Source organism: Solibacillus sp. R5-41, from assembly GCF_002736105.1.
GTDB lineage: Bacteria > Bacillota > Bacilli > Bacillales_A > Planococcaceae > Solibacillus.
Genome location: NZ_CP024123.1, coordinates 3,767,517 through 3,793,642, shown reverse-complemented (window position 1 = coordinate 3,793,642; position 26,126 = coordinate 3,767,517). Strand labels below are relative to the sequence as shown.

Annotated in this window: 24 protein-coding genes and 1 riboswitch; of the genes, 20 read left to right on the top strand and 4 right to left on the bottom strand. The window is 37.7% G+C overall.

The window, feature by feature from the left end; genetic code table 11:
* The first annotated feature begins 24 nt into the window (after positions 1-24).
* Positions 25-921, top strand: a complete 897-nt coding sequence (locus CSE16_RS18850; RefSeq protein WP_099425886.1) for a radical SAM/SPASM domain-containing protein — start codon at positions 25-27, stop codon at positions 919-921.
* A gap of 131 nt (positions 922-1,052) precedes the next feature.
* A complete protein-coding gene (locus CSE16_RS18845; protein WP_099425298.1) occupies positions 1,053-1,253 on the top strand; it encodes a hypothetical protein in 201 nt (66 codons plus the stop codon).
* A 78-nt stretch (positions 1,254-1,331) separates the two neighbouring features.
* Here the strand turns inward: CSE16_RS18845 and CSE16_RS18840 are convergent, their stop codons facing one another.
* Positions 1,332-1,922 carry a metallophosphoesterase family protein gene (locus tag CSE16_RS18840; RefSeq protein WP_099425297.1) on the bottom strand — a complete coding sequence of 197 codons (591 nt, stop codon included), beginning with the start codon at positions 1,920-1,922 and terminating at the stop codon, positions 1,332-1,334.
* A 218-nt stretch (positions 1,923-2,140) separates the two neighbouring features.
* Here CSE16_RS18840 and CSE16_RS18835 point away from each other — a divergent pair, with 218 nt between their 5' ends.
* From CSE16_RS18835 to CSE16_RS18790, 10 genes are all read left to right on the top strand, one after another.
* A complete protein-coding gene (locus tag CSE16_RS18835; protein WP_099425296.1) occupies positions 2,141-2,989 on the top strand; it encodes a MurR/RpiR family transcriptional regulator in 849 nt (282 codons plus the stop codon).
* Positions 2,990-3,049: 60 nt separating this feature from the next.
* Entirely contained in the window at positions 3,050-4,447 is a 1,398-nt protein-coding gene (locus CSE16_RS18830) for an ABC transporter substrate-binding protein (RefSeq protein WP_253896120.1), read from the top strand.
* A gap of 115 nt (positions 4,448-4,562) precedes the next feature.
* Positions 4,563-5,456, top strand: coding sequence for a carbohydrate ABC transporter permease (locus CSE16_RS18825; protein WP_099425295.1), 894 nt, complete (start codon positions 4,563-4,565; stop codon positions 5,454-5,456).
* Positions 5,457-5,470: 14 nt separating this feature from the next.
* A complete protein-coding gene (locus CSE16_RS18820; protein WP_099425294.1) occupies positions 5,471-6,295 on the top strand; it encodes a carbohydrate ABC transporter permease in 825 nt (274 codons plus the stop codon).
* 10 nt (positions 6,296-6,305) lie between these two features.
* Positions 6,306-7,349 (top strand): serine hydrolase domain-containing protein, encoded by a 1,044-nt coding sequence (locus tag CSE16_RS18815; protein WP_099425293.1) that lies wholly within the window; start codon positions 6,306-6,308, stop codon positions 7,347-7,349.
* Positions 7,350-7,353: 4 nt separating this feature from the next.
* On the top strand, positions 7,354-8,334 hold the full coding sequence (locus CSE16_RS18810; RefSeq protein WP_099425292.1) for a BadF/BadG/BcrA/BcrD ATPase family protein: 981 nt from the start codon (positions 7,354-7,356) through the stop codon (positions 8,332-8,334).
* A 1-nt stretch (position 8,335) separates the two neighbouring features.
* The gene (murQ, locus tag CSE16_RS18805) at positions 8,336-9,238 is read left to right on the top strand and encodes an N-acetylmuramic acid 6-phosphate etherase (protein ID WP_099425291.1); all 903 of its coding nucleotides are present in this window, start codon (positions 8,336-8,338) and stop codon (positions 9,236-9,238) included.
* Positions 9,239-9,372: 134 nt separating this feature from the next.
* A complete protein-coding gene (locus CSE16_RS18800; protein WP_099425290.1) occupies positions 9,373-10,605 on the top strand; it encodes a DEAD/DEAH box helicase in 1,233 nt (410 codons plus the stop codon).
* Between the two features lie 3 nt (positions 10,606-10,608).
* Positions 10,609-11,838, top strand: coding sequence for an aminopeptidase (locus CSE16_RS18795; RefSeq protein ID WP_099425289.1), 1,230 nt, complete (start codon positions 10,609-10,611; stop codon positions 11,836-11,838).
* 275 nt (positions 11,839-12,113) lie between these two features.
* On the top strand, positions 12,114-12,995 hold the full coding sequence (locus tag CSE16_RS18790) for an SGNH/GDSL hydrolase family protein (RefSeq protein ID WP_099425288.1): 882 nt from the start codon (positions 12,114-12,116) through the stop codon (positions 12,993-12,995).
* 56 nt (positions 12,996-13,051) lie between these two features.
* Here CSE16_RS18790 and CSE16_RS18785 read toward each other — a convergent pair whose 3' ends face one another.
* Positions 13,052-14,695 (bottom strand): glutathione ABC transporter substrate-binding protein, encoded by a 1,644-nt coding sequence (locus CSE16_RS18785; RefSeq protein WP_099425287.1) that lies wholly within the window; start codon positions 14,693-14,695, stop codon positions 13,052-13,054.
* Between the two features lie 385 nt (positions 14,696-15,080).
* Here CSE16_RS18785 and nikC point away from each other — a divergent pair, with 385 nt between their 5' ends.
* From nikC to CSE16_RS18755, 6 genes are all read left to right on the top strand, one after another.
* Positions 15,081-15,974, top strand: a complete 894-nt coding sequence (gene nikC, locus CSE16_RS18780; RefSeq protein WP_371514511.1) for a nickel transporter permease — start codon at positions 15,081-15,083, stop codon at positions 15,972-15,974.
* A 12-nt stretch (positions 15,975-15,986) separates the two neighbouring features.
* Positions 15,987-16,940 carry an ABC transporter permease gene (locus CSE16_RS18775; RefSeq protein WP_099425286.1) on the top strand — a complete coding sequence of 318 codons (954 nt, stop codon included), beginning with the start codon at positions 15,987-15,989 and terminating at the stop codon, positions 16,938-16,940.
* A gap of 22 nt (positions 16,941-16,962) precedes the next feature.
* Complete coding sequence (locus CSE16_RS18770; RefSeq protein WP_099425285.1) at positions 16,963-18,000, top strand: ABC transporter ATP-binding protein; 1,038 nt, start codon at positions 16,963-16,965, stop codon at positions 17,998-18,000.
* Complete coding sequence (locus CSE16_RS18765; RefSeq protein ID WP_099425284.1) at positions 17,972-18,985, top strand: ABC transporter ATP-binding protein; 1,014 nt, start codon at positions 17,972-17,974, stop codon at positions 18,983-18,985. The genes CSE16_RS18770 and CSE16_RS18765 overlap by 29 nt, the downstream gene beginning before the upstream one ends.
* A 139-nt stretch (positions 18,986-19,124) precedes the next feature.
* Positions 19,125-20,288: an exonuclease SbcCD subunit D gene (locus CSE16_RS18760; protein WP_099425283.1), complete on the top strand. Its 1,164-nt coding sequence runs from the start codon at positions 19,125-19,127 to the stop codon at positions 20,286-20,288.
* Positions 20,289-23,345 carry an AAA family ATPase gene (locus tag CSE16_RS18755; RefSeq protein ID WP_099425282.1) on the top strand — a complete coding sequence of 1,019 codons (3,057 nt, stop codon included), beginning with the start codon at positions 20,289-20,291 and terminating at the stop codon, positions 23,343-23,345.
* A 65-nt stretch (positions 23,346-23,410) separates the two neighbouring features.
* On the opposite strand, the gene CSE16_RS22270 is transcribed toward CSE16_RS18755, so the two are convergent.
* Both CSE16_RS22270 and CSE16_RS18750 read right to left on the bottom strand, forming a co-directional pair.
* Positions 23,411-23,530 (bottom strand): hypothetical protein, encoded by a 120-nt coding sequence (locus tag CSE16_RS22270; RefSeq protein WP_371514510.1) that lies wholly within the window; start codon positions 23,528-23,530, stop codon positions 23,411-23,413.
* 72 nt (positions 23,531-23,602) lie between these two features.
* Entirely contained in the window at positions 23,603-23,929 is a 327-nt protein-coding gene (locus tag CSE16_RS18750) for a magnetosome magnetite crystal formation protein family (RefSeq protein WP_099425281.1), read from the bottom strand.
* A gap of 101 nt (positions 23,930-24,030) precedes the next feature.
* Positions 24,031-24,138: riboswitch (TPP riboswitch) on the top strand.
* A gap of 88 nt (positions 24,139-24,226) precedes the next feature.
* Here CSE16_RS18750 and thiT point away from each other — a divergent pair.
* Positions 24,227-24,838, top strand: a complete 612-nt coding sequence (gene thiT / locus CSE16_RS18745; protein ID WP_099425280.1) for an energy-coupled thiamine transporter ThiT — start codon at positions 24,227-24,229, stop codon at positions 24,836-24,838.
* A gap of 493 nt (positions 24,839-25,331) precedes the next feature.
* On the top strand, positions 25,332-26,084 hold the full coding sequence (gene map / locus CSE16_RS18735) for a type I methionyl aminopeptidase (protein WP_099425278.1): 753 nt from the start codon (positions 25,332-25,334) through the stop codon (positions 26,082-26,084).
* The last annotated feature ends 42 nt before the right edge of the window (positions 26,085-26,126 follow it).

Below are 26,126 nucleotides of genomic sequence, written 5' to 3'. Positions count from 1 at the left end.
AAAAAAAGGAACGGTGAGCGAGCGTTGAAAACATTTAAAAAAGTTTATATTGAGATTACAAGCGTTTGTAACCTAGCATGTAGTTTTTGTCCGCCAACTGAGCGTGCAAAAGGTTTAATAAAAGTCGAACAGTTTGCTAATATACTTGATGAAATTAGCGGCTATACTAAATATATCTATTTACATGTAAAAGGGGAGCCATTATTGCATCCACGCATTGGACAGTTATTGGATATTGCACATGAAAAAGGATTTAAAGTAAATATTACGACGAATGGTACATTAATTAAAAAAAATCGTGAAAAATTATTAGGCAAGCCCGCATTACGTCAAATCAATTTTTCTCTGCATAGCTTTGATGGACATGAAGGTTCTGAAAACCGCGAGAAATATTTAGAGGAAATATTAAAATTTGTTCGTGAAGTACGTGAGCATAATGTGATTATTTCGTATCGTCTGTGGAATTTACAGCGCAATCACCTTTCAGAAGAAGCAAATCGTAGAAATCGTGAAACGCTTGAAATTCTTGAAAATGAGTATGAACTTGATTATGAAATTCAAGAGCGTGTTGAGATGGGGAAAGGCGTAAAAATTGCCAAAAATATTTACTTAAACCAAGACCACGAATTCCGTTGGCCGAGTTTGCTTGAAAAGGCAGATGAAGGAAAAGGGTTCTGCCATGCATTGCGTACCCATGCAGCGATTTTAGTAGACGGCTCAGTAGTGCCATGCTGCTTGGATGGTGAAGGGGTAATTAATTTAGGAAATGTCCATGAGCAAAAATTTGGTGACATTATTGAAAGTGAACGTGCACAAAATTTAGTAGATGGCTTTTCACGCCGAGAAGCAGTAGAAGAACTATGTAAAAAATGTGGCTTCCGTCAAAAATTTGGATTGGATCACGAGCTGCCAGAATTGTAAATTTAGTTAAGTTTGTAATAGAACCCATCTATTTGAGAAGAAGGTAAAGTAGAATAAAGTTATATTAGATTTTACTTCTATACAAATAGATGGAGTTATTTGTAGAAGGACATAGGGAGAGAACATCATGTTTGGGAAGAATAGAAATAGCAATTATGAATATTTATGTATATGAAATTGCGAGAAAAGCAGTTCAAGCACATATTAATAATAAAAAGGAACTTGCAGAAACGTATTTAGAAGATCTGACAATCACTTCGAAAGTGGTCATTGATAAACTTCAACAGCTGCAACAAATTTTAGTAAATAATAAATCTCAATATATGAAATAATGTTCCTTTTTTATAGCGGGCAATGCGTAGTCATAGTTACTACACATTGCCCGCTTTTTTAACTTCATTCAGTCGCAATTATTCTGGGTCGAATTTGATTGCTTGCATAAAAGTGACGCTCATTACCTCGCTATCATAAAGACACCATTCCATGTTCTCAACAACCGGACCAACATTAATTTGATAGCATTTCTCTCCGATTGAAAGTGGCTTATTATAAGGTACGGCTTGTCGTTCCCCATTTACATAAATTGCTGCATGATGACTATGTCCAAAAAATAATAAAGGTGTCTCGATCGGTGGAAATGTCGGATTAAAATCCTCATCCCAATCGAATTGATGCCCATGCATTAATGTTGCATTTTCTATTTCGTACACGTTTTCATATTGTAAAAAGCGCTTGTCTCCAGTAACAAGGGCGATACGCTCCTCTTGATTGCCAATAATCGATGGAAACGTTAATAAATTAGTAAACTCCTTTTCTAAAATAGCAGCAACTTCCACTGGTGCATTACGAATTTTTTGTGCTTTTTTTTTACCAATTGTACATTCAAATAAGTCGCCCAATCCAATAATTTCAGCTTGAGGAGCCACTTCTTTTATGTGCTCAAGTACCGATTTTGTACATTTATAATGTGAATGTAAATCACCTAATAATGCGTATTGCATAATTGTCACCACCATCGTTAGAAATTCTAATTTGAAGTATAGCAGAATTATCGTGAAAAAGTAGATGAAGCGACACTTTAATTATTTTAATATTCTGAAATTTGATGGAGAAAATATTGACAATAACGTACTTGTCATACTAATATGTAATAAAACTCCATATTTTCAGAATTTTCTAGAAACTTTATTACAATTATGCAAAAAGTAGGTGCATTTAAATGGTCGAAAATGGGATAGAAAGAATTCGGTCTGGGATAGGGCTATTAAAGCCAACTGAAAAAATTGTAGCGGACTTTATTGTGAACAATACGGAGAAAATTATACATATGCCGATTGCGCAACTCTCATTAGAAACAAAAACGAGTGAAGCGACAATTATTCGTATGTGCCGTGCACTACATTTTAAAGGGTTTAGGGATCTAAAGCTAAGCATTGCGGCGTCCTTAGGTCAAACAAAAGAGAGCACCGCCTATTCAGAGCTTGAAAAAAACTCTACGATTGCTCAAATGATTCAAACAATTAGTGTTCATAACATACAATCTATACAACAGACATTAATTGCAAATGATAAACGTGAACTAAATAAGGTTATTCATCAACTTGATCATGCCAGGAAGATTATAGTAATAGGTGTTGGTGCATCGGCGGTAGTTGCACTTGATTTAGAGCATAAGTTTAAGAGAATTGATAAATGGTGTGAAGCAATTATCGATAGTCATGGGCAACTAATTGCAGCAACACATGTAAACAATAAAGATATTATTTTTGCTATTTCCTATTCAGGTGAAACAAAAGAAATTATTAACGCTGTTTCTGAGGCGAAAAAAAATGGGGCAACCATTATTACAATGACTCAAAATCAAAGAAATGCATTACAGACGTATGCGGATAGTTCATTATTTATCGTTTCAAATGAGGCAATGATTCGCAGTGCAGCAACGGCATCAAGAATTGCACAATTAACATTGATTGATATTTTATTTACTGGTGTGGCCACTTTGAAGTTTGATCGATCAATTGAAGTGTTAGACCGCACGAGAAAAACAATCGCGAATTATTCTCGTTAACCAATGGTGGAAACTATTTTTTTAGTAGTTTACATAAATATCAATAAGGGGTGTTTACTAATGAATCGCAAAAAAGGTATGAAGCAATTTTGGCTATTATTTGCATTAGTAGGATTGTTGATGTTGTTAGCAGCTTGTTCAGATGATGATACGAAAAAGGACGTAGCATCAGAAAATGATAGTGGCGGTACCAAAACAGATAGTACAACTACGGAACCAGCAAAAGAGGACGGGTTATCAGGTAAATTAGAAATTCAATATTTCGTAGGTGGTTACGGGGATGAATGGTGGAAACGTGTAATTGGTGATTTCAAAAAAGAGCACCCGAATTTAGAAATTATTGAACATGCTGGACCTAATATAAATACTGAAATGAATACACGTTGGATTTCAAATTCGCCACCAGATGTAGTTTATATCGATGGAGCTGGCTCAAATGAAACACAAATGATTGCAGAAGGTCAATTAATGGATATTAGTGATTTTGTAAAAGATTTAAAAATGGATGATGGCACACCGTTATTGGAGAGCTTCATATCACCAGCTGAAGAAATTGATGGTGGGAAAATTTATTCGTTACCGCTTGTATTTGATACATGGGGCATTTGGTATGATGCAAAATGGTTTAAAGATAATAATTGGACAGCACCAACAGACTTTGATACTTGGTTAAGTTCAATGGAGCAAATTAAAGCAGATACGAATATTGCACCATTTATTACGACGGGTCAACACCCACAATACTTCGAACGCGGCATATTAAATCCAGCCTTTGCAGCAGCTGGAGGGGAAGAATTTTTAAATGATTTAAGAAATGGTGTAGTAGAAGCATGGCAAAGACCAGAAGTGTTAGAAGTGATGAAAAAGGTTCAGAAAATGGTAGATGCTAAAGTCGTTGATCCTGGATTTGCGGCATATAACCATACGCAATCACAAATGAATTTCCTACTGCATAAAAACGCATACATTCCAGTAGGGTTCTGGTTACCAAATGAAATGAAAAATGACACACCAAGTGACCTTGAATTCGGGTTTACGCCAACGCCGATGAATAATCCGGGAGAGCCTTTAGCATTAGTACCAGATATTCGTACAATTGCGGTTGCTGAAAAAGCAAAAAATCCAGAAGCGGCAAAAGCGTTTCTTGAGTTCATATTTACAGAGCAATATGCACAAGCATTTGCAGAATCAACAGGTGCCATTATGAACTTGAAAAATGTAGATCTTTCAGCAAATACAAATGTGCCGGAGTTCTTAACAGGCATTAATGACATGATTAACAATCCAAGTGCTGTCCAACTTTATAAACGTAACACGCCAAACGCAGAGGAACAAAAAATTGCCGTTGAAATTACAAATGAAATAAAGCTTCAACTTGTAGAGGTTTTATTAGGTAAGAAAACGGCAGAGCAATTTGTAGACACCATGACGAAAAAAGCACAGGAATTACGGAAATAACAAAATGTATTAGTAAGCGAAATTCTTTACAAAGGAACCGGGTTGGCTGGAAAGATATCTTTCTAGACAACCCTTCCTTTCTATAATCATTCAAATGAGAGGAGGAAGGAATAGAATGGCGCACACATCGAAACAACGCTACTTATTTTTAGCCTTTTGTTTACTTCCAACGTTTTTATTATTTCTCGTTTTTACTGTGTATCCGATGTTAGGCGGTTTATATTATTCCTTTTTTGAATGGTCAGGCACTAGCTCAGTAAAAACATTTATTGGCTTGGATAATTATGTGAAACTTTGGAATGATTCTGTTATTAAAAAAGCAATATTTAATGATTTCTTCTTCGTATTTGTAAAAGTAATCGGTATTATGACGCTCTCTTTATTTTTTGCGGTGGCGTTAACACAACTACGTATTAAAGAGGCACCGTTTTATCGAATTGTATTTTTCTTTCCGAACATTATGTCTGTTGTAGTAATCGGTATTTTATGGCAATTTATTTATGACCCAAGTATCGGACTTGTAAACAGTTTTTTAACAAAAGTCGGATTAACAGAATGGGTGCGTCCTTGGCTAGGGGATATGACATGGGTTCTACCAAGTATTGCTATTCCTGCAATTTGGGCGGGGATTGGACTATTCATGCTATTGCTTATGGGAGGCATTTCGAATGTCCCTAAAAGTTTATATGAAGCTGCAGATATAGATGGTGCTTCGGAATGGCAACAATTTTGGCGAATAACGGTTCCATTAATTTGGCCTCAAATTAAAACATCAATTTTATACATTATAATTACATCGTTAAACGGCTCATTCGTATTAGTTCAAGTAATGACGGGCGGTGGACCAGGGAGCGCATCAGAAGTAATGGGCTCATATTTATACCAACGCGCATTTGAAGACTTTCAATTTGGTTATGGCGCGGCAATCGGCGTTTTAATTTTAGTCGTGGCTCTGGTAACCGTACTAATCTCACAATTTATCTTGAAAAAAGAAAAAGTTGAATATTAAAAGGAGGATTATTGATGAAAGCTTTTTCTCAAATTATCGTACGAATTCCGCTTTTACTATGGGCTATGATCGTAATTCTCCCGCTCGTTTGGATGTTTATGGGAGCTTTTAAAACGAACGCAGAAATTTTTTCTTCTCCCTGGGCGCTCCCACAATCCTTTAACTTCTCAAACTTTGAACGCGCATGGAATGACTTCAATATCGGTCGTGCCTTTTTAAATAGCTTTTTTGTTACCGTTTTAGGTTCCGTATTAACGTTATTACTATCAATCCCAACGGCGTACGCATTAGAACGAATCCGCTCAAAAATGGGCGAGGTGCTAATAAATGTTTATTTAGCTTCGATGATGATTCCAGCTGTTTTAGGGTGGATTCCGCTATTCTTTTTATTAATGAAGCTTAATTTACTTGATAATTTATGGGCATTATCTCTTGTATACGCCATTTCACATGTTCCTTTTACCATTTTTATATTAATTGGCTTTATTGGAAACATACCAAAGGAGCTTGAAGAAGCAGCAATGGTAGATGGGATGAGTCCTTATGGTATTTTGTTTAAAATCGTGACCCCTTTGATTAAATCAGGTATTATGACCGTCACAATCTTAAATGCGATTTCTTATTGGAATGAGTTTTTTATGGCGCTTATATTGTTACAAACAGAAAGCAAAACTACCCTAGGGGTTGCTATGAATTTATTGAAAACGAAAGCACAATATGAAAGTGCGTGGGGCGTATTATTTGCAGGCTTATGTATTGCGGTTGTTCCAGTTATTATTTTCTACACGATTTTCCAACGTTCCATTGTAAAGGGAATGACAGAAGGTGCCATCAAATAGGAGGATTCATATGGAATTCCAAGCGGTCCAACGATTTATTGAACATTCTATTGAACAAAATTTTTTACCAGGCGCGGTTCTTTGTATAGCAAATAAAAAGGACATTTTACTAAATAAAGCTTTTGGCAAAGCGCATGTCAAAAGGGAAATACCAATGACGGAAAATACGCTATTTGATATTGCTTCTTTAACTAAGGTTGTTGCAACAACACCTGCAATTTTATTACTGCTAGAACAAGGGCTACTCGATTTGGATGATTCAATCGCATACTATTTTTCGGAGTTACAAGGCTTTCATGAAGAAGTGACCATAAAACATTTACTGACACATACGAGTGGCTTTCAACCAGAAGTGAGGTTTTATTTAGAGGAATACGTGCAAAAAAGTCCGCTAGAAGTGATTGCTCAAATACAAAATCGAAAAGCAATCGGTTCAGAAGTGATTTATAGTGATGTGAACTATATTTTACTTGGCAAGCTCGTAGAAAAAGTGAGCGGAGAACCATTGCAAATCTTTGCACAAAAAAATATATTTATACCACTACAAATGAAGCACACGCTATTTAACCCTCCATCCGATTTACAATCGCAAATAGCAGCAACTGAATATCGCGATCATTTACAAGATTACCAGTGGGGTGACGTTCATGATGAAAATGCGAATTTTTTTGGTGGTGTGAGTGGTCATGCGGGTCTCTTTTCAACGGCTGAAGATTTGGCACGTTATACACAAGCTTTTATGAAGGGGCAATCATCTATCTTTTCAGAAGGCTCGAAACGAATTAGTAAACAATCTTATACGAGTGTTCTTGATGAACAGCGTGGACTAGGATGGCAATTGTATAGTAATCCGAATTTTTCAGGGCAATATTTGCAGGATGGCTTTGGACATACGGGGTTTACGGGGACGTCAATATGGGTTTCAGATGAGCAAGAACTCGTCATCGTACTATTAACGAATCGAGTGCATTATGGACGACAGTGTAATATTCAAAGGTTTCGACGAATTACTCACAATTTAATTGAGATAGAAGTAGAAAACAGTAGGAAATAAGGTGATGAACATACGAAAACAGTATTTGATTGGTATTGACGGAGGTGGAACGAAAACGCGCTGTGTCATCGGAGACTTCGAGGGCAATATTATTGGCTCTAAAGTAAGCACATCGGGCAATATAAATGCAATTCCATTAACTGAGTTACATGACATGCTGAATAATGTAATCGAAACGATATTATCACAGACAAAAATCAATTTACTCGATGTTCAACAAATTTTTATTTGTTTAGCTGGTGCAGATCGTGTAGCTGAAAAAGAAGATATTCATCAATCCTTTGCGGGAAGTGCGTTGTTTGACAAAATGACTATTCAAAGTGATGCACATGCCGCTTTAGCAGCAGGTACATGGGGGAGTTCGGGCACGTTATTAATTGCGGGTACAGGTTCCATCATTTTTGGACGGAAAGGAGATTACTATTTTCGAGTGGGCGGCTGGGGCTATTTATTAGGAGATGAGGGAAGCGGTTTTCATCTTGGAAAATTGGCAATTCGCTCGATTTTGAAGTCCTATGATGCAAAACTCCCATTGCGGCCATTCCAACAAAAAATATTGACCCAATTTCAAGTTCAGCATCCACCGGACATTATATCGAAAATTTATAGTCATAAGGCTCCCGTCCCAATCATTGCATCCATTTGTCGTGATGTGCTGTTGGCATTTGAAAAAGGGGATGAGCTGGCAAAAGAAATTGTTCAACTCATCCAAGAGGAGTTAATCCGTTTAATTCAACTAGCACAATATCAAATGGATATGGAAAAGCCACTCGTTTTACATGGAGGATTATTCAGCAATACGGCTTTTTATGAAGCGTTTTGCAAGCTATTAAAACAAAAATTTCCGATGTTAAAGTTTACAAAGCCAGAAGTTTCGGGTGAAGTAGGTGCCTATATATTAGCGATGCATGCCAATCAAATTATAATCGATGAAATGATGAAAGAAAGCATTAAAAATTCATGGGATGATGTAAAGGAGGGATGATATGAACGACAAGCAATTAACGACTGAAAAACGAAATTCTGAAACGATGAATTTAGATGAATTAACGGTTGCAGAAATTTTAAATATTATGAACCGCCAAGACGAGCATGTTATTCAAGCTGTCGCACAAGTGCTGCCAACTTTAGAAAAGGTCATCGAGAAAATTGTTAATAATCTTTTAAATGGTGGGCGGATTTTTTATGTAGGTGCTGGGAGTAGTGGACGTTTAGCGATGATGGATGCATCCGAATGCCCCCCGACGTTTATGACGGACCCCCATTTAGTACAAACGATTATGGCAGGTGGAAATTCCGCATTTTTTCAGGCAGTTGAAAATGCAGAAGATGATGCCGAGGCAGGAAACCGAGATTTAGCGAAAAAAGTGATTACGAAGTGGGATACCGTCATTGGCATTACCGCGAGTGGTACAACACCTTACACGATTGGTGCTGTAAAATATGCAAAATTAAATGATGCATTTACTGTAAGCTTAACGAGCAATAAAAACTCGGAAATTAGCAATTATACCGATGAAGCGATTGAAGTAGAAGTCGGCCCAGAAATTTTGACTGGCTCAACACGTTTAAAAGCAGCGACGTCTCATAAAATGATTTTAAATATGATTAGTACAATTACGATGGTGAAATTAGGGAAAGTGTATGAAAATTTAATGGTCGATGTTAACGCAAGCAATAAAAAGCTAGTAGAGCGTGCAAAGCGAATCGTTATGATGTCGACAAATTGCTCATTTGAACAAGCAGAACAAGTCTTAAACACGACTAATTTTGCTGTAAAACCAGCAATTGTCATGCTTAAAACAAACGCAGATTTCGAAATAGTTCAAGCAGTACTCACTGAAGTAGAAGGAAATACGAAAAAAGCCATTTCTAAATTAAACGCATGATTGGTTGAAGGTGTTAGTAATGAGTCTTACTAACACCTTTTTTTGATGGATAAAAAGTAAACGATACGAAATTCACATTAAAAGTCAAAGGAATATGGTACACTAAACGCAATGAACTTAAGGTGGTAAAAAACATGTCAGCAATAAACTTATTAAAAGAAACATTACAAAATAAATGGTCGTTTGAAACAACAATGAAAATTCAAGAAGAGATGATCCCCGCAATGCTTGACGGGAAAGATGTTGTGGCAGAATCCCCAACAGGATCAGGGAAAACACTCGCATACACATTGCCAATTTTAAATAAAGTAGATGGCTCAAAAAAGCAAACGCAAGCATTGATCGTTGCACCATCACAAGAACTTGCAATGCAAATTGTCGAAGTCATTCGTGATTGGACAGTGGGAACAGACATTACGGTACAACAATTAATTGGTGGTGCAAACTCAGCACGCCAAATTGAAAAGTTGAAGAAAAAACCAACGATTGTTGTCGGTACTCCAGGTCGTTTGAATGAATTAGCGCGCCAAGGAAAGCTAAAATTAAAAGAAATCGAAACAATTGTATTAGATGAATGCGATCAATTATTAAGTCGTGAATACCGAGTAGTTGTAAAATCATTTATCGAAGGATCTGCTTTCGGACGTCAAGTAGTTGTCGTTTCTGCAACTATTACCGAGGAAATTAAAATGGTAGCCGAGCGCTTCATGTTTGAACCTATCGAAATCCAAATTAAACCAGAAGATATGGTGAAGTTCGGCAAAGTCGTGCATTCCTTTATAAAAATCGAAGAGCGTGATAAAACCGATATGTTGCGCCGTTTATCGAATATTGAAGGTGTACGTGGCTTAGCATTCGTCAATAATATTGATCAAGTATTAATGAAACAAAATAAATTAACTTACAGAGATGCACCAATTGTTGCCTTGCATTCAGAGATGAAAAAGGATGAACGTAAAAACGCATTAGATGCATTCCGAAAAGGCGAGGCGCGTATTTTAATTGCAACGGATATTGCAGCACGTGGTTTAGATATTTCGGGCTTAACACATGTTATTCATGTTGATGTTCCTCGTACGATAGAGCAATATACGCATCGCTCAGGGCGTACAGGTCGTGCAGGGGCAGATGGTGAAGTATTAACATTACTTTCTTACCGCGATGAAAAAACATATAAAAAATGGGTTCGTGATTTATCACAAAAGCCTGTCCAAAAAGTATGGCATCAAGGGGAATTTATTGAAGGAAATTCAAAAACAGTTACAGCAAAAAAAGAAGCTCCTAAAAAAACAAGCGTGCAAAAGCCTTACAAATCAAAATCAAGCAATAAGGGAATGACATTCAGTAAAACGAAAAAGGGGAAATAAGCGATGACATTTGCAGAAAAATTAGAGCAATTTGCAGATTTAGCAGTACGTATCGGCATCAATGTACAAAAAGGGCAATACGTATTAATTAATACTTCAACTGAAACGTTAGACTTTACAAGAATTGTTGTGAAAAAGGCATATGAAGCGGGCGCGGGTCGCGTACATGTGAACTTAACGGATGCAAGCTTTGAGCGTTCGTATTTTGAAAATGTATCATTAGAAGAAACAGCGAATTTCCCGAAATGGATTGTTGCTCAGCGTGAGGAATTAATCGAGCGCAAAGGGGCACTTTTATGGATTGATGCGGAAGATCCAGATTTATTAGCGGGTATTGATGTCGAGAAAATCGGTGCACAGCAAAAGGCAGCAGGCACAGCGCTTGTCAATTACCGAAAAGCTGTAATGAATGATAATATTGCTTGGTCAATTATTGCGGTTCCATCACCAAAATGGGCTGCAAAAGTATTCCCACAACTACCTGTAGAAGAACAAGTACCCGCATTATGGGATGCCATTTTTAAAACAGTACGTATCGGTGAAGGGGATGCTGTTACGAAATGGCAGAAGCATATTGAAAGCTTAGAAAACCGTGCAGCCCAATTAAATAAGAAAAAATATAAGTTATTACATTATAAAGCACCAGGTACAGACTTGAAAATTGCTCTTCCTGACAAGCATTTATGGGTGAGTGGTAGTAGTAAATCTCCAGATGGCACAACGTTTATTGCGAATATGCCGACCGAGGAAGTATATACATTACCAGCGAAATTTGGTGTGAATGGCGTTGTATCAAATACGAAGCCGCTTGTTTATAAAGGAAATATTATTGATGATTTCAAGTTAACATTTGAAAACGGCAAAATTATTCAAGCTGAAGCAAAAGTAGGGCATGCGATATTACAACAACTTATTGCTGCGGATGAAGGCTCTGCGTATTTAGGGGAGGTTGCACTAGTACCGCATGAATCACCGATTTCGGCTTCAAATATTTTATACTACAACACGTTGTTTGATGAAAATGCATCGAATCACCTTGCGATTGGTGAAGCGTATCCAACTTGCTATGAAGGTGGTAAAGAACTTGAAGAAGGTCAACTAGAAGCATTGGGCATTAACCGATCACTGACACATGAGGACTTTATGATTGGCAGCGCAGACATGGATATTGATGGGGTTTTAGCTGATGGAACGGTTGAACCGATTTTCCGAAAAGGGAATTGGGCATTCTAACTTATTTCAGCAGAATTCTTCTACTTCTGTAAGTGGAGGATGGATGCCAAATATGCAATTTTATCCAGTGTGGATTCAAACCCTAGCTGAATAGAGGAACTAAGGCTAAGAACGCCGCGTCGTGCGGCAACGCTCGAGTGACCAACATCGTGTTGGCCCATTGCCCCGGCGGATGTCACAGACTTTTTGAGGGAAGCTTTTCTAGCGAGCTCGAAAAAATTCTGGACGCAATTACGCCGAGGCGTAATTGGTTTTTGGCAAAAGGAGGTGTGTCCATGCGCCGATGTTACTTATTAACAGCGTTATTTTTATTCATTATGCCATTTCGTACCGAGGCTAAGGAGCGAGAAGTATATGTTGCAATTGGTGATTCTTTAGCGGCAGGACAAACGCCATATTCACAAATTGATGCAGGCTATACGGACTTTATTGCAATGCAGCTTCAGCGACATGGGAAATTAGCTCATTTTACAAAGGAACTTTCTTTTCCGGGCTACCGAATTGGCAATGTGCTAGAAAGTGCGCAATCTGAAAAAGCGGATGCGCTATTAAAAGATGCAACGCTTATTACCATTTCAGCGGGAGCAAATAATTTACTGCCGCTCATTTCTTATAATGCCAATGCAGGGACGCTCGCTTTTTCACAGCTTTCTGCCGATTTCGCATTAAATGAAGTGCGTATTCAAATGCGAGAATTACTTGAGCTCTTACATGAAAAGGCACCTGCTGCTGAAATTTATGTGATGGGTTATTACTTCCCATATGTAAGTATTCATGAGGAGCAAGTAGAAGGGGCAGAAGCATCCTTAAACTTATTAAATCGTATATTACAACAAGAGGCAGAACAAGCAGGCGCTCATTTTATAGATGTGTATGATACGTTTAATGAACAGGCAAAGACGTATTTATCCAATCTTTCAGATATTCACCCCAATCAGCAAGGCTACCGGTTAATGGCTAATGTCATGTTAGAGCAGTATAGTGGAAATGCGTCACTTGAAATGCGTGTGGAAGCAATGCCAAAGCCAAATCCGTTAACATTTGAGGAGATTTTATCGTTAAGAAACGATGGAATAAAAGGTGGATCAACTGCGCACATAAAATATGTGGTACCACAACACATTCAGGCTAATAAACCACAGCCTTTAATGGACTAAAGAAAAGACACATCCAATCCGAATAAAATCGGAATGGATGTGTCTTTTTGTCTCAATTATTCGCTAATTTTAACATCGCGTAATTGATAGATGCTGTCAGCACCTACTTTGAAGCCAGATACTTTATCAGATACACCTGTTAAGTTAGATGGGTGTAATACGAATGCCATTGGCGACTCGTCTGAAATAAGTTGAATTGATTCTTTGTAGATTGCTTCACGAGCAACTTGGTCAGCTTCACGACGACCTTTGTCTAATAACTCATCTACTTTTGCGCTAGTGTAGAATGAACGGTTACCTGGGTCACCGTGTTGTGAAGAGTGGAATAATGCATATAGGCCGTAGTCTGCATCACCAGTAGAGTTTGACCAACCTAAGATGAACATATCATGCTCACCAGCAGCTGTTTTCTCTAAGTAAGAACCAAACTCTAATACTTCAATTGTTGCTTCAATGTTTAATTGTTTTAAAGCTTCTTGTAATACGATAGCTACGTTTTGACGAACTGGGTTATCATTTGTCCAAATTGTTGTTTTGAAACCATTTGGATGATTAGATTCAGCAAGTAAAGCTTTTGCTTCATCCATATTGAATTCCATTGAAGTTACATCTTCAGTGTATCCGAAAATACCAGGCGATAATGGCGAAATCGCTGGAATACCAAAACCTTCATAAATACCATTGATTAAAGTAGTGCGGTCGATTGCTTTAGAAATCGCTTGACGTACTTTAACATCGTTGAATGGCTCTTTTGCAGTGTTGAAGCCAAGGTAAGTTAATGAAGATGATGCTGTTTCTAATACAGAAGCCCCATCAGTATTATTAACGTTTGCAACTTGGCCTGGCTCTACAGTACCAATAATGTGGGCAAAACCAGATTGTAATTCAGCAACACGAGTAGCGCCTTCAGGGACTACTTTGAATGTTACAGAATCAATATTTGCAGGAGTACCTGCATACTCAGCAAATTTAACTAATTTAATTTCAGTACCTGGAGTCCAGCTACCAAATTTAAATGGACCAGTACCAACTGGGTTCGTACCGATTACAGAACCTGCAAGTACAGCAGAATCTGCTTCCATTGCTGCATAATCAGCTTCAATTGATTTCGGGCTGATGATACCACCACCATTATGCGTTAAATGAGCAAGCAATGGTGAGAATGGATATTCAGTTACGAATTGAACTGTGCTATCATCAATTACTTTAACCTCTGTTACCATCTCAAATAAGAAGGCACGTGGAGATGCAACTTTAGGATCTAATAAACGATCAAATGATACTTTTACAGCTTCAGCGTTGAATGCTTCACCGTCATGGAAAGTAATTCCTTGTTTTAATTTGAATTCCCAAGTTAAATCGTCAACTTGAGTCCAAGATTCAGCTAAACCTGGAACTAAATCACCGTTAGCATCACGATTTACTAATGTTTCATAAAGATTTGATTGAACATTTGAAGAAGGTACGTCATTAGAACCATGAGGATCTAATGAACTAGCATCTGATAATTCAGCGATGATTAAGTCGCCACCAGCTGTTGCTGTAGTGTCCTCAGTCTTACCAGAATCTGTTTTCTCCCCAGATTCAGCATCATTACCTTTAGTAGATGAATCTTCGTCATCTCCGCCACAAGCTGCTAAAACTAGCACCAGTGTAAACGTAAGAAGCATCATCCATAGCGATTTTTTCGAAAATGCCATATTGGAAATCCCCCTATACAATTTATTGTAGAATATTACAAAAATGTAAACTCTTTTTTAAGGATAGCATAGCGTTTAAAAGTCATCAATAACCAAAAAAGAGAAAATAAATTTTAAAGAGAAAATATATGCTTTAAATAGAATAATTGAATAATAATTTTATATTCTGAATTTTTAATAAAATGTAGAATTTAATTGGAATATGTAAATATTAAGTAGTAGAAAATACTATTTTAATATAAGTGATAATTCAGAAAATATAAAAAATAAAGATGTTATCGAAAAATTATTATGTTGAAAAGTTATGTTTTTACTATATATACTATATCCTATACCAATTTATTAAAGTTTTGAGTTTATATTACATTTGAAAGGGTGCTTCATATTGAGTACACAAACAGAAATGAATCCTGTCTTTGGAAAGCAAAGTAGTCCACGAATGGAAGCCTTTAAAACCTTTATTAAACGATTATTGAAAAATAAGGCCGCTGTTATTGGTGGACTTGTAATACTATTCATTATTTTAGTCGGAATATTCGGTCCGTCTTTGTTGAAAACAGAGCCGAATGCACAAAACATAATAAATAAGTTGCAGCCACCTTCAAAGGAACATTGGTTTGGAACGGATAACTTTGGAAGAGATATTTTTGCTCGTATCATATATGGAACACAGCTGACATTAAAAGTTGGATTTTTAGCTGTATTAATTGGTGGTGTTACCGGGATCTTTTTAGGAATTGTTTCAGGTTATTACGGTGGATTAGTTGATACGCTTATTATGCGTATTATGGATGTATTATTAGCCTTCCCTGGTATTTTACTAGCTTTAGCGATCGTTTCAGTTCTAGGCGGTAGCTTAACAAACGTAATTATTGCAGTTGGTATTTTTTCAGTACCTGCATTTGCCCGTATTGTGCGGGGATCCACCTTGCAAGTGAAAAAGCTCGAGTATATTGATGCGGTAAAGGCATTAGGCGCTTCGGATGGACGAATTATTTTTAGGCACATTTTACCGAATATTCTGTCTCCTATTATTGTGCAGGCAACAATGCGTATTGCGACAGCGATTTTAACAGCATCTGGTTTAGCGTTCCTAGGTTTAGGAGCACAACCGCCAGAGCCTGAATGGGGGGCAATGTTAAGTGATGGTCGTGCCTACATGCATAACGCAAGTCATATGGTTATGTTCCCTGGATTGATGATTGTCATTGTTGTACTAGCATTTAATATTTTCGGAGACGGATTACGAGATGCGCTTGATCCAAAAATGAAGCAATAGGAGGAATGATGAATGACTAAATATATTATACGTCGTTTACTACAAACGATTCCTGTATTATTAGGTGTTTCTATTTTAGTATTTTCATTGATGTTCCTTATTCCTGGTGACCCTGCGCAAGTAATGGCCGGGGAAGGTGCATCTGTACAAACAGTTGAAAATTTACGTGAAAAGCTCGGTTTAAATGATCCTGCGTATGTGCAATACGGTCGTTTTTTAAGCAGTGCGTTACAAGGGGATTTAGGGAATTCAATTCGTAGTGGCCGTCCTGTAATGGATGAAATTCAAGCGCGCTTTTGGATAACTCTAGAAGTGGCGATTTACTCGACGATTTTAGCCGTATTTTTAGGCTTAATTGCAGGAATTATTTCTGCAGTACGCCATTATACATTAACTGACGTTACGATTATGATTGTGGCATTATTTGGGTTGTCTATGCCAAACTTTTGGCTAGGTTTACTATTAATTCAGTGGTTTGCACTTGGTAACTTGCCGTTTGATATACCAATTCCAGAGTTTCTAAAAATGCGTCCATCTGGCTGGGGGGAGACATGGCGTCAAATGATTTTACCGGTATTTACTCTTGGTACAGGGGGAGCAGCAATTATTGCCCGTATGACACGTTCATCAATGCTTGAAGTAATTGGTCAAGATTACATACGTACTGCACGTGCAAAAGGGGTATCAGAACGTATCGTTATTTATCGCCATGCATTAAAAAATGCATTAATTCCAGTTGTCACGATTATCGGATTAGAGTTTGGTGGCTTCCTTGGTGGTGCAGTATTAACTGAAACAATTTTTGCGATTAATGGAATGGGACGTTTAACAATTGATGCAATTCGACAGCGTGATTTCCCAGTTGTTCAAGGAACGGTGCTCGTTATATCTCTCTTATTCGTAATTGTTAACCTACTCGTAGATATTTCATACAAGTTCTTAAATAAACGTATTGACTTGAATTAGTAAAGGAAAAGAGGTGTGGCAAATGAATGAAGCGGAAAATATTTTAGTCGTCAATAATTTACAAACAACATTTAAAACAGATGCAGGAGATGTGCGCGCTGTTGATGGTGTAAGCTTTGCAGTACCAAAAGGTAAAACAATTGGGATTGTAGGAGAATCTGGGTCAGGAAAAAGTATTACGGCACTAACAATTTTACGTTTACTTGCATCGAACGGTAGCGTCAAAGGTGGAGAAATTCTTTTTAAGGGCAAGGATCTATTAAATCTACCAGAAAAAGCGATGCGAGGAATTCGTGGGAATCAAATTTCGATGATTTTCCAAGAGCCGATGACATCGTTAAACCCTGTTTATACAGTTGGTCAGCAAATTGGAGAAACGATTCAAATTCATAAAAAGGTCGGCAAGAGGGAAGCAATCCAACAATCAATCGAAATGCTGAAGCTTGTAGGGATTCCTTCTCCTGAAAAGCGTGTAAAGCAATATCCATACGAGCTTTCAGGTGGGATGCGTCAGCGTGTCATGATTGCGATGGCCCTTGCTTGTAACCCAGAAATTTTAATTGCAGATGAACCAACGACTGCACTTGACGTAACGATTCAAGCACAAATTTTGGAGTTAATTAAAGATTTACAAAACCGTTTAGGCATGTCAGTTATTATGATTACTCATGATTTAGGGGTTGTTGCAGAAACATGTGATTATGTAGCGGTAATGTATGCCGGCCAAGTAGTAGAATATTCAGACGTACGTTCTTTATTTAAAAATCCGAAGCATCCTTATACATTAGGTTTATTAAATTCATTGCCACGTCATGATATTGAACAAGAGCGATTAATTCCGATTAAAGGGATGGTACCAAGTCCACATGAAATGCCCGTTGGATGTCGTTTTGCACCACGTTGCCCAGTTGCGACAGGGCTTTGTCATAGTAAAGAGCCGCAACTATTAAATCCAAATGATGAAAGTGCAGAGCAAATCCGATGCTGGATGTACTCTGATGAGTGGGTTGGAGATTCGGAGGTGACGCTATATGGCGAAAAAAGAACTATTAAAAGTTGAGGGATTAAAGCAGTACTTCCCAATTAAGGGTGGCTTTTTAGGTCGTACAGTGAATCACGTAAAAGCACTTGATGGGATCTCATTTACAGTTTACGAAGGTGAAACGGTTAGTATTGTAGGGGAATCAGGCTGTGGCAAATCGACAACAGGACGTGCAATTTTGCGATTAGAAGAGCCGACAGAGGGGTCTGTTGTATTCAAGGGAACAGATTTAACGAAAACTTCTAAAAGTGAAATGCGCAAATTCCGAAAAGACTTACAAATTATTTTCCAAGATCCATATGCTTCGATTAATCCACGTCAAACAGTAGCGAGTGTGTTAAATGAAGCGATGCACATTCAAAATGTATTACCAGCAAATCAGCGTCGTGCGCGCATTGAAGAACTATTGGAAACAGTAGGCTTACGACCGTATCAAGCAGATCGTTACCCCCATGAATTTTCTGGTGGCCAACGTCAACGTATCGGAATTGCACGCGCATTATCGGTCGATCCAAAGCTCATTATTTGTGATGAAGCAGTATCGGCACTAGATGTATCGATTCAAGCACAAGTATTAAACTTATTGGAAGAATTGCAAAATGAATATGGGCTTACGTACCTTTTCATTTCACATGACTTGGGGGTGGTACGTCATATTTCAGATCGTATTATTGTGATGTACTTAGGGAAAATTGTGGAGATAGCGGATAAGTTAAGCTTATTTGAAAATCCACAGCACCCTTATACGAAGGCGTTATTATCAGCCATTCCAGTACCAGATCCAGATGCGGTTAAAAATCGTATTGTACTTAAAGGAGATGTGCCTTCACCGATTGATCCACCAACAGGATGTCGTTTCCACACGCGTTGTCCATTTGCAACGGAAAAGTGTCGTATTGAAGAACCACTACTGCGTACGACAAAAGCAATGAAAGACGGACATGAAGCAGCGTGTCATTATTTAGAAGAAATTACAGCAGGTACAATGACCGAAAAAAGATAATAAATAAGTTTCACACCACGCGAATGAGAATTTCGTTTGGTGTGTTTTTTTATATAGAAATCTCTATTATTGTGGTGCGAGTTGTGTCGAGTTAATAACGTCGTGTACACTATGGGTAACAAAGTGAGGGGGTAATTTTATGAAAATTTTTCATACGGCGGATTGGCATTTAGGAAAACTTGTGCAAGGTGTATCAATGATTGCAGATCAACAACACATTTTACAGCAATTTATTGAGGAAATTCGAACAGAAAAACCGGATCTTATCATCATTGCAGGGGATTTATATGACCGTTCTGTTCCCCCAACGGATGCAATTCAATTGTTAAATACGACATTGCAGCAAATTTTAATTGAAGAAAAAACACCAATTATCGCGATTGCTGGAAATCATGATAGCGCGACACGTTTAAACTTTGGCAGCGAATTGATGAAGGCAAGTGGGCTACATATTATCGGCCATTTAGAAAAAGTAATTGAGCCGGTAATTTTACAGGATACTTACGGAGAAGTTCATTTTTACTTAGTGCCTTTCGCAGAGCCATCTACGGTAAGGGCCATTTTTGAGGATGAAACGATTACGACGCATGAAGCAGCAATGGCTAAAATTATTGACCAAATAAAGCTTAAACTTGACCCTACTAAGCGAAATATTATCGTTGCTCATGCGTTTATTACAAAGGATGGTTTACCTGAACCAAATACGAGTGATTCAGAACGCAAGCTAACGATTGGTGGGACGGAGTGTATAAAATCGGCACTATTTGAGCCGTTTTGTTATACCGCCTTAGGACATTTACATCAGGCGCATTTTGTTGCGAATGAAACGATTCAATATGCAGGATCCCCACTTAAATATTCAGAATCAGAAGTGAATCATAAAAAAGGCTTTACGATTGTAGACTTACAGGAAAACGGTGAAGTGACATTGCAACGTCGATCATTAAAAGCTATTCGTGAAATGAAAATTGTGACAGGCATGTTAGAAGCTATTTTGCAGCATCCCCGTAGTGAAGATTATGTTTTCGTGAAATTATTAGACGAAAGCTATGTAAAAGGTGCAACTGAGCTTGTTCGTACAGTGTATCCGAATGCACTACATATAGAAAGAACAGCTGTTTATAGCCAGATGGAACAGCAAACATCAACAATGAGCCGTGTTGAAATGGATGACTCAGAGCTGTTTGAATTATTTTATAGCGAAATGACTGGGAAGCCGTTAAGTGATGAGGCGATGGAAATTTATACGGAAGTGTTGCAGCAAATACTCGATGGTGAACGAGAATCACAGGAGGTGCTATAAATGAAGCCGCTAAAGCTATCTATGAGTGCATTTGGTCCTTATAAAGAGAAGGAAATCATTGATTTTACAAAGCTACATGAGCATGGCATTTTTGTCGTTTCAGGTTCTACTGGTGCAGGGAAAACGACGATTTTTGATGCGATTACGTTTGCTCTTTATGATGCAGGGAGTGGTGAGGATCGCGAAAAATCATTATTTTTAAGAAGTGATTTTGCAGAACCGACAATGGATACAGAAGTCGAGCTTATTTTTGAAGTACGAGGACGGATTTATCGAATTTGGCGTAAATTTGGACATGATGGAGCGAGTGCTAAACGAGAATTTTATGATATTACGGGTGGCAAAAATGAACCTGCTGTCGAAAAATTTCAAGTTAAGCTTGTCCAGTCAAAGATTGAGGAGCTCATTGGTCTAACACAATCACAGTTTAATCAAATTGTCATGCTGCCACAAGGGGAGTTCCAAAAGCTATTAACTTCCGAATCAAAGCACAAGGAAGAGATTTTCCGTAAAATTTTTAAAACTGAGCGATTTACAAAGATGGTCGAGCTGTTAAAGGATAAAAAGAAGCTTGCAGAAAACATGTATGATCAGGCAAAAATGCAACAGGACCAAACAATTTATGAAATAAAAAATAGATTGCCAGAGCGTGAATCTGAGCTTTTTGCAACGATTAATGGTGATGCAATTAATATGTATCAGGTTGAAGGTGCATTAGCAGTGGAAGAGCAGCATTATGTAGCATTAGCGGCCGAGCTAAATATTCGTTATGAGGCATTGAAAAAAGATTTAAAACAACAAAATGAATTGTATGGTGAGCAGAAAATTTTAAATGAACGTATTGAAAAATTTAAGCAACGTCAAATACAATTAGCAGAATTGAAGCAGCAAGAAGCTCATTTTGAGAGCCAGGCAAAGCAAATTGAGTTGGCAATAAAAGCGAGCCAAATTACACCTTTAGAGCGTGATTATGAACGAGCTAAAACTCAATTATCACTAGCAAAAGAATCATTGGAGCGTGCAACAACTGAACAAACGAATGCCCAAGAGCTATTATCTCATGCGTCAAAAAGATATGAAGAGCAACAAAAACAGGCGCACTTAATCGAAACGTACGCTAAAACTATTTCACAATTAGAGCAGCTTTTACCCATTTACCGTTCAATGGATGACATTAAATTGGCTATCAACAAGCTAGAAGGTGAAAAGATAAAAGTAGAAAATTTATTTGATGAATTAACTGCCGAGCAGAAAAATTTAATAGAAAGGAAAACGAATCAACAAGTGCTTATTAAACAATTAGAAGACGGTATTGTTCCTTATCAGAAAACATTTGAGGAGCATGCACAACTCGTACAGAAAATACACAACATAAAAGAGGCCATTCAATTAAATAGTATAGTACAAGCATTGCAAGATGAAGTTTCTCAAAAACAAGAAGCTGCCGAAACTGCTCAGCAACAAGTAAAGCAAGTGGAGCAACAAATTCGCCATAACCAAGCAGCATTTATTGCGTCTACATTAGTTTCCGGAGAGGCTTGCCCAGTTTGTGGTAGTTTTGAACATCCAGCGGTGAATAATCAAGAAACAGCCGCAGTTGAAGAGAGTGTTGCGGAGGGATTGCGAAAAAATGCAGAACTTGCGATGCAAAAATACTATGAAGTGAAATCAAAGTTAGATATTGATTTAGGGAATTTACAATTAAAACAGAAGCAACTTGACGAGCAACAAGTGACGATTGATTCTCTATTTAAAAATGAGCAAACGACTGGCGAGTTGGCACAAGCATTGCAAAAAATGAAACAGCAGCAGGCGCAATTAGTAACAGAAAAGCATGCGAATGAAGAGTTAATGAAACAGTTAGATACGCTACAAACTCGCATTGAAAAAGGGCGTACTTATGTAACGAATGTGAATACGCAATTAGCTCAGGAGCAAGGGAAGTTTGAGCAAAGTGAAAAGTCAATGCTTCCACAATTTACAACAGTGCAACAAGTGAACGCAGCATTGCAGGTGGAGCAATTGAAACATGAAACGTTAAAAGGGGAAATCGAACGAGCTACGCAACATTTGCAGCAAGCACAATTAAATGAAAAAACTTGTGCGGCTAATTTCGAACATGCTAAAAAGCGGGAAATTGACCAGCTACAGGAGGAATCAAAGGCGAAATCGGAATATTTATTAGCGCTTGAAAATGCCGGATTTACAGATGAGGTGAGCTATAAAAAGTCGATTTTAGCGATTGAAGTGCAGCAACAAATGCGTCAAGAAATTGAGCAGTTCCGACAAAAAATGCATACCTTTGCTGTACAAATTGCGGAAGATTCTGCTCAATTAGCGGGGAAAGAACCTGTCGATTTAACGGCATGGGAGCAGCAAATTAATGAGTTGAATCATCAATTTGAGATGCTATATGCGGACTATAAACTGGCTGAATCATATATGGAGCAATGTCGATCAACGAAAGTCCGATTGCAAAAAGTAGCAACAGAAATTGAGCAATATAAAGGAAAGTTAATTCAAGTAGAGCAAATTTATGATGTTATTCGTGGTCAAAATGAAGCAAAAATTTCATTTGAACGTTTCGCACAAATTGGTTACTTAGAAAAAGTGACGCATGCGGCGAACGAGCGCTTGCGTATTTTATCGAACGGTCAATATTTCTTGAAGTCTACTGGACGTAAGGAAGGGAATGCACAAAGTGGGCTAAGCATTGATGTGTTTGACAGTAATACAGGACAAACCCGCGATGTGAAGACACTTTCGGGTGGAGAAAAATTCAATGCCTCACTTGCCCTTGCATTAGGGATGGCTGATGTCATTCAAAGTGTGCAAGGTAGTGTTCATATTGATACGATGTTTATTGATGAAGGCTTCGGTACTTTAGATGAGGAATCATTGAGAAAAGCGATTGATATTTTAATTGATTTGCAACAAACGGGGCGATTAATTGGCGTCATTTCACATGTTGCAGAATTAAAAGCGGCAATGCCAGCAATTTTACAAGTGCAAAAGCTAAAAGAAGGCCATAGTCGAACGGAAATTATCATAAAATAAAAACATAGAAAAACCATTTTGATTTCGTGCAAAATGGTTTTTCTGCATGTAGGAACTGTGGAAAGCTATCTTTTTGACATGTTTGTAGCCTTTAATTTTGACCTATTATCAATTATTTTTTTGACGATTGGATAAATAATTGGCGCAAATTTGATTGCAGTTTTTATTAATTTTTTTAGCTTCATAATGGAACGCTCCTTTAATTTCTTTCAGCGGAAGTAAAGTTAGTATACCCATTAATAAAAAGCCTATTAATATTAACGCATTACTTTGATTGCTTGTACAAAATTCCAAACAGCAATAGCACAGGTGAGAAGTAAGTACAAAATAAAGATAATTATCGTGAGTAAAATGGTACTTTCATTAAAAGAGAAAGCATTTGATACGAAAAGCGATGATGAAACGAAGATAACTAAAAATAGAATCCCCAAAACGAATGGGACTAATTGTGAAATAAATGCGCGCTTTGCATGTGAACGTATAGCGGTGTCTTTACTCACAAAAAATATTAGTAATGGCACAATGAATGGCGCAAAAAAGATACTTAAATAGCCAATTGCACTTAAACCTTTTGAATTATCCAAAACATTCAACTCCTTTACATTTTTATAAGGAACTATAACTAATGGTATTGATAATTTTACTATTATTGGATATAATTTATTAGTTCAAACAATTAAAAAGATGTAACCACAAGGGGTGCCGAATTTGTTGGCTGAGATTGTGCACGTAATGCACTGACTCTTTGAACCTGTAAGTTAACGCTTGCGTAGGGATGTGGATAGAAACCGACTAATAAACGATAGTCAGGCTCTGTCCTGATGTCGTTTTTTTCTATTCCTTCTCACTTTTTACATCGGAAAAAAAGGAGGAGATTTGATATGGACAAAAAGAAATTATTAATGATGGTGGAAATTGCAATCTTTGCTGCCATCGGGCTAGTACTAGACCAATACTCATTTAAATTATGGGCACAAGGTGGATCCATCAGCTTTGTCATGCTACCCATCGTATTAATGGCGATTCGTTGGGGCTTAGTAGCAGGTTTAGCAACAGGATTAATTATTGGGGTTTTACAAATGGTATTCGGTGCATTTATAGTACATTGGGTGCAGGCACTACTTGATTACGGCATTGCCTTTACAGCGGTAGGAGTTGCTGCTGTTGTACGTAAACCATTACTTGAAGCAACACAAGCATTAAACAAAGCGAAAATGACGACTTATATTGTCATCGGAATTTTCATCGGTGGATTTTTACGATTCGGTGCCCACCTTTTAGCAGGTGTTGTATTCTTTAAGGAATATGCTGGTGATGAAAATGTCTGGAAATATTCAATACTTTATAATGCTTCGTACATGCTACCGGCGACGATTTTAACAGCTGTTATAGCAGTATTATTATTCACATCCGCACCACGATTATTAAAAACATATAACTCGCTACAGCAGAAATCATCCGCTTCTATAGGTGGAAGTTCTACGTCAAACTGATGGAGCAATGTCAGCATGGAAACATCCTTTTAATCGAGGAGTAATTGATAAATTAAATAATTTAGGATGGAGGAGTGTCTCGAATATGGGATGCTCCTTTTATTATTATATAACTTGCACATATGAAACCTGCTTAAAATTAGAATGGAAGTTAACTAAGAATCCGCCGCCTCCCACGGTAGCGGCGCAAAATATGCTAAAGGTTCAGTGTGCCAAACTTACACAGAGGCTGGCCTTGCACAAAGCACACGGATGAGTAGTGCAGATTTGTGCAACAAAGCTGTTCGCCTCATGTGCTTAGCCAGCCTAAACGAGCACAAACTTTATTAGAATTTATAACAAAAAGCTTACATTAGCAGAAGGAATTCTTTAGTTCAGCTTTTATAGAGATGAAAAATAGCCACTCTTCAAGTTGTAGTAATTGAACCCTTACAACTTTTTTTAAGTATGATATAGTGTAGGGTAGACATTATTATGAGGAAGGAAGTTTAACATGATCGTTACAACTAAAGAAGAAGTCCAAGCGTTTAAAAAGATTGGTCGTATTTGCGCGGAAATTCGTGAGGCAATGAAGCTTGCGACAGTACCGGGTGTTACTACGAAGGAATTGGATGAAATTGCAGGGCGCATGTTTGCAGAAGCAGGAGCCATTTCAGGACCAAAAGGAGAATATGATTTCCCAGGATACACTTGTATTAGTGTCAATCATGAGGTAGCACATGGTATTCCAGGTTCAAAGAAAATCCAAGAAGGTGACATCGTTAATATTGACGTTTCAGGATCTTTAAACGGCTATTTTGCAGATACGGGGATTTCTTTCGTAGTTGGTGAAGGCTATGAGGACAAAGAAAAGTTATGTGCAGTAGCGAAGTCAGCGCTTGAGCGTGCGATGACAAAAGTAAAAGCTGGTTCAAAATTAAATCAAATTGGTAAGGCAGTAGAGCGTGAGGCGCGTGATCACGGTTTAACTGTCATTATGAACTTAACAGGCCACGGCTTAGGTAAATCTTTACATGAAGCACCAAACCATATTTTAAATTATTACGACGCTTGGGATACGACAATAATGAAAGAGGGAATGGTACTTGCTGTAGAGCCATTCATTTCAGCAAAAGCAGAGCACATTGTAGAATCAGGTGACGGCTGGACATTCGTAACACCAGATAAATCTTTAGTAGCCCAAATTGAGCATTCAATTATTGTAACAAAAGATAAACCAATTATTTTAACAATGTTAGAAGACTAATAAAAATCGTAACGGCATTTAAAGTCGTTACGATTTTTTTGC

Excerpts from the sequence above, each read along its gene's own strand:
- CSE16_RS18840 (WP_099425297.1), bottom strand. The coding sequence starts at position 1,922 with ATGCAATACGCATTATTAGGTGATTTACATTCACATTATAAATGTACA.
- CSE16_RS18835 (WP_099425296.1), top strand. The coding sequence starts at position 2,141 with ATGGTCGAAAATGGGATAGAAAGAATTCGGTCTGGGATAGGGCTATTA.
- CSE16_RS18830 (WP_253896120.1), top strand. The coding sequence starts at position 3,050 with ATGAATCGCAAAAAAGGTATGAAGCAATTTTGGCTATTATTTGCATTA.
- CSE16_RS18825 (WP_099425295.1), top strand. The coding sequence starts at position 4,563 with ATGGCGCACACATCGAAACAACGCTACTTATTTTTAGCCTTTTGTTTA.
- CSE16_RS18820 (WP_099425294.1), top strand. The coding sequence starts at position 5,471 with ATGAAAGCTTTTTCTCAAATTATCGTACGAATTCCGCTTTTACTATGG.
- CSE16_RS18815 (WP_099425293.1), top strand. The coding sequence starts at position 6,306 with ATGGAATTCCAAGCGGTCCAACGATTTATTGAACATTCTATTGAACAA.
- CSE16_RS18810 (WP_099425292.1), top strand. The coding sequence starts at position 7,354 with ATGAACATACGAAAACAGTATTTGATTGGTATTGACGGAGGTGGAACG.
- murQ (WP_099425291.1), top strand. The coding sequence starts at position 8,336 with ATGAACGACAAGCAATTAACGACTGAAAAACGAAATTCTGAAACGATG.
- CSE16_RS18800 (WP_099425290.1), top strand. The coding sequence starts at position 9,373 with ATGTCAGCAATAAACTTATTAAAAGAAACATTACAAAATAAATGGTCG.
- CSE16_RS18795 (WP_099425289.1), top strand. The coding sequence starts at position 10,609 with ATGACATTTGCAGAAAAATTAGAGCAATTTGCAGATTTAGCAGTACGT.
- CSE16_RS18790 (WP_099425288.1), top strand. The coding sequence starts at position 12,114 with ATGCGCCGATGTTACTTATTAACAGCGTTATTTTTATTCATTATGCCA.
- CSE16_RS18785 (WP_099425287.1), bottom strand. The coding sequence starts at position 14,695 with ATGGCATTTTCGAAAAAATCGCTATGGATGATGCTTCTTACGTTTACA.
- CSE16_RS18775 (WP_099425286.1), top strand. The coding sequence starts at position 15,987 with ATGACTAAATATATTATACGTCGTTTACTACAAACGATTCCTGTATTA.
- CSE16_RS18770 (WP_099425285.1), top strand. The coding sequence starts at position 16,963 with ATGAATGAAGCGGAAAATATTTTAGTCGTCAATAATTTACAAACAACA.
- CSE16_RS18765 (WP_099425284.1), top strand. The coding sequence starts at position 17,972 with ATGGCGAAAAAAGAACTATTAAAAGTTGAGGGATTAAAGCAGTACTTC.
- CSE16_RS18760 (WP_099425283.1), top strand. The coding sequence starts at position 19,125 with ATGAAAATTTTTCATACGGCGGATTGGCATTTAGGAAAACTTGTGCAA.
- CSE16_RS18755 (WP_099425282.1), top strand. The coding sequence starts at position 20,289 with ATGAAGCCGCTAAAGCTATCTATGAGTGCATTTGGTCCTTATAAAGAG.
- CSE16_RS22270 (WP_371514510.1), bottom strand. The coding sequence starts at position 23,530 with ATGAAGCTAAAAAAATTAATAAAAACTGCAATCAAATTTGCGCCAATT.
- thiT (WP_099425280.1), top strand. The coding sequence starts at position 24,227 with ATGGACAAAAAGAAATTATTAATGATGGTGGAAATTGCAATCTTTGCT.
- map (WP_099425278.1), top strand. The coding sequence starts at position 25,332 with ATGATCGTTACAACTAAAGAAGAAGTCCAAGCGTTTAAAAAGATTGGT.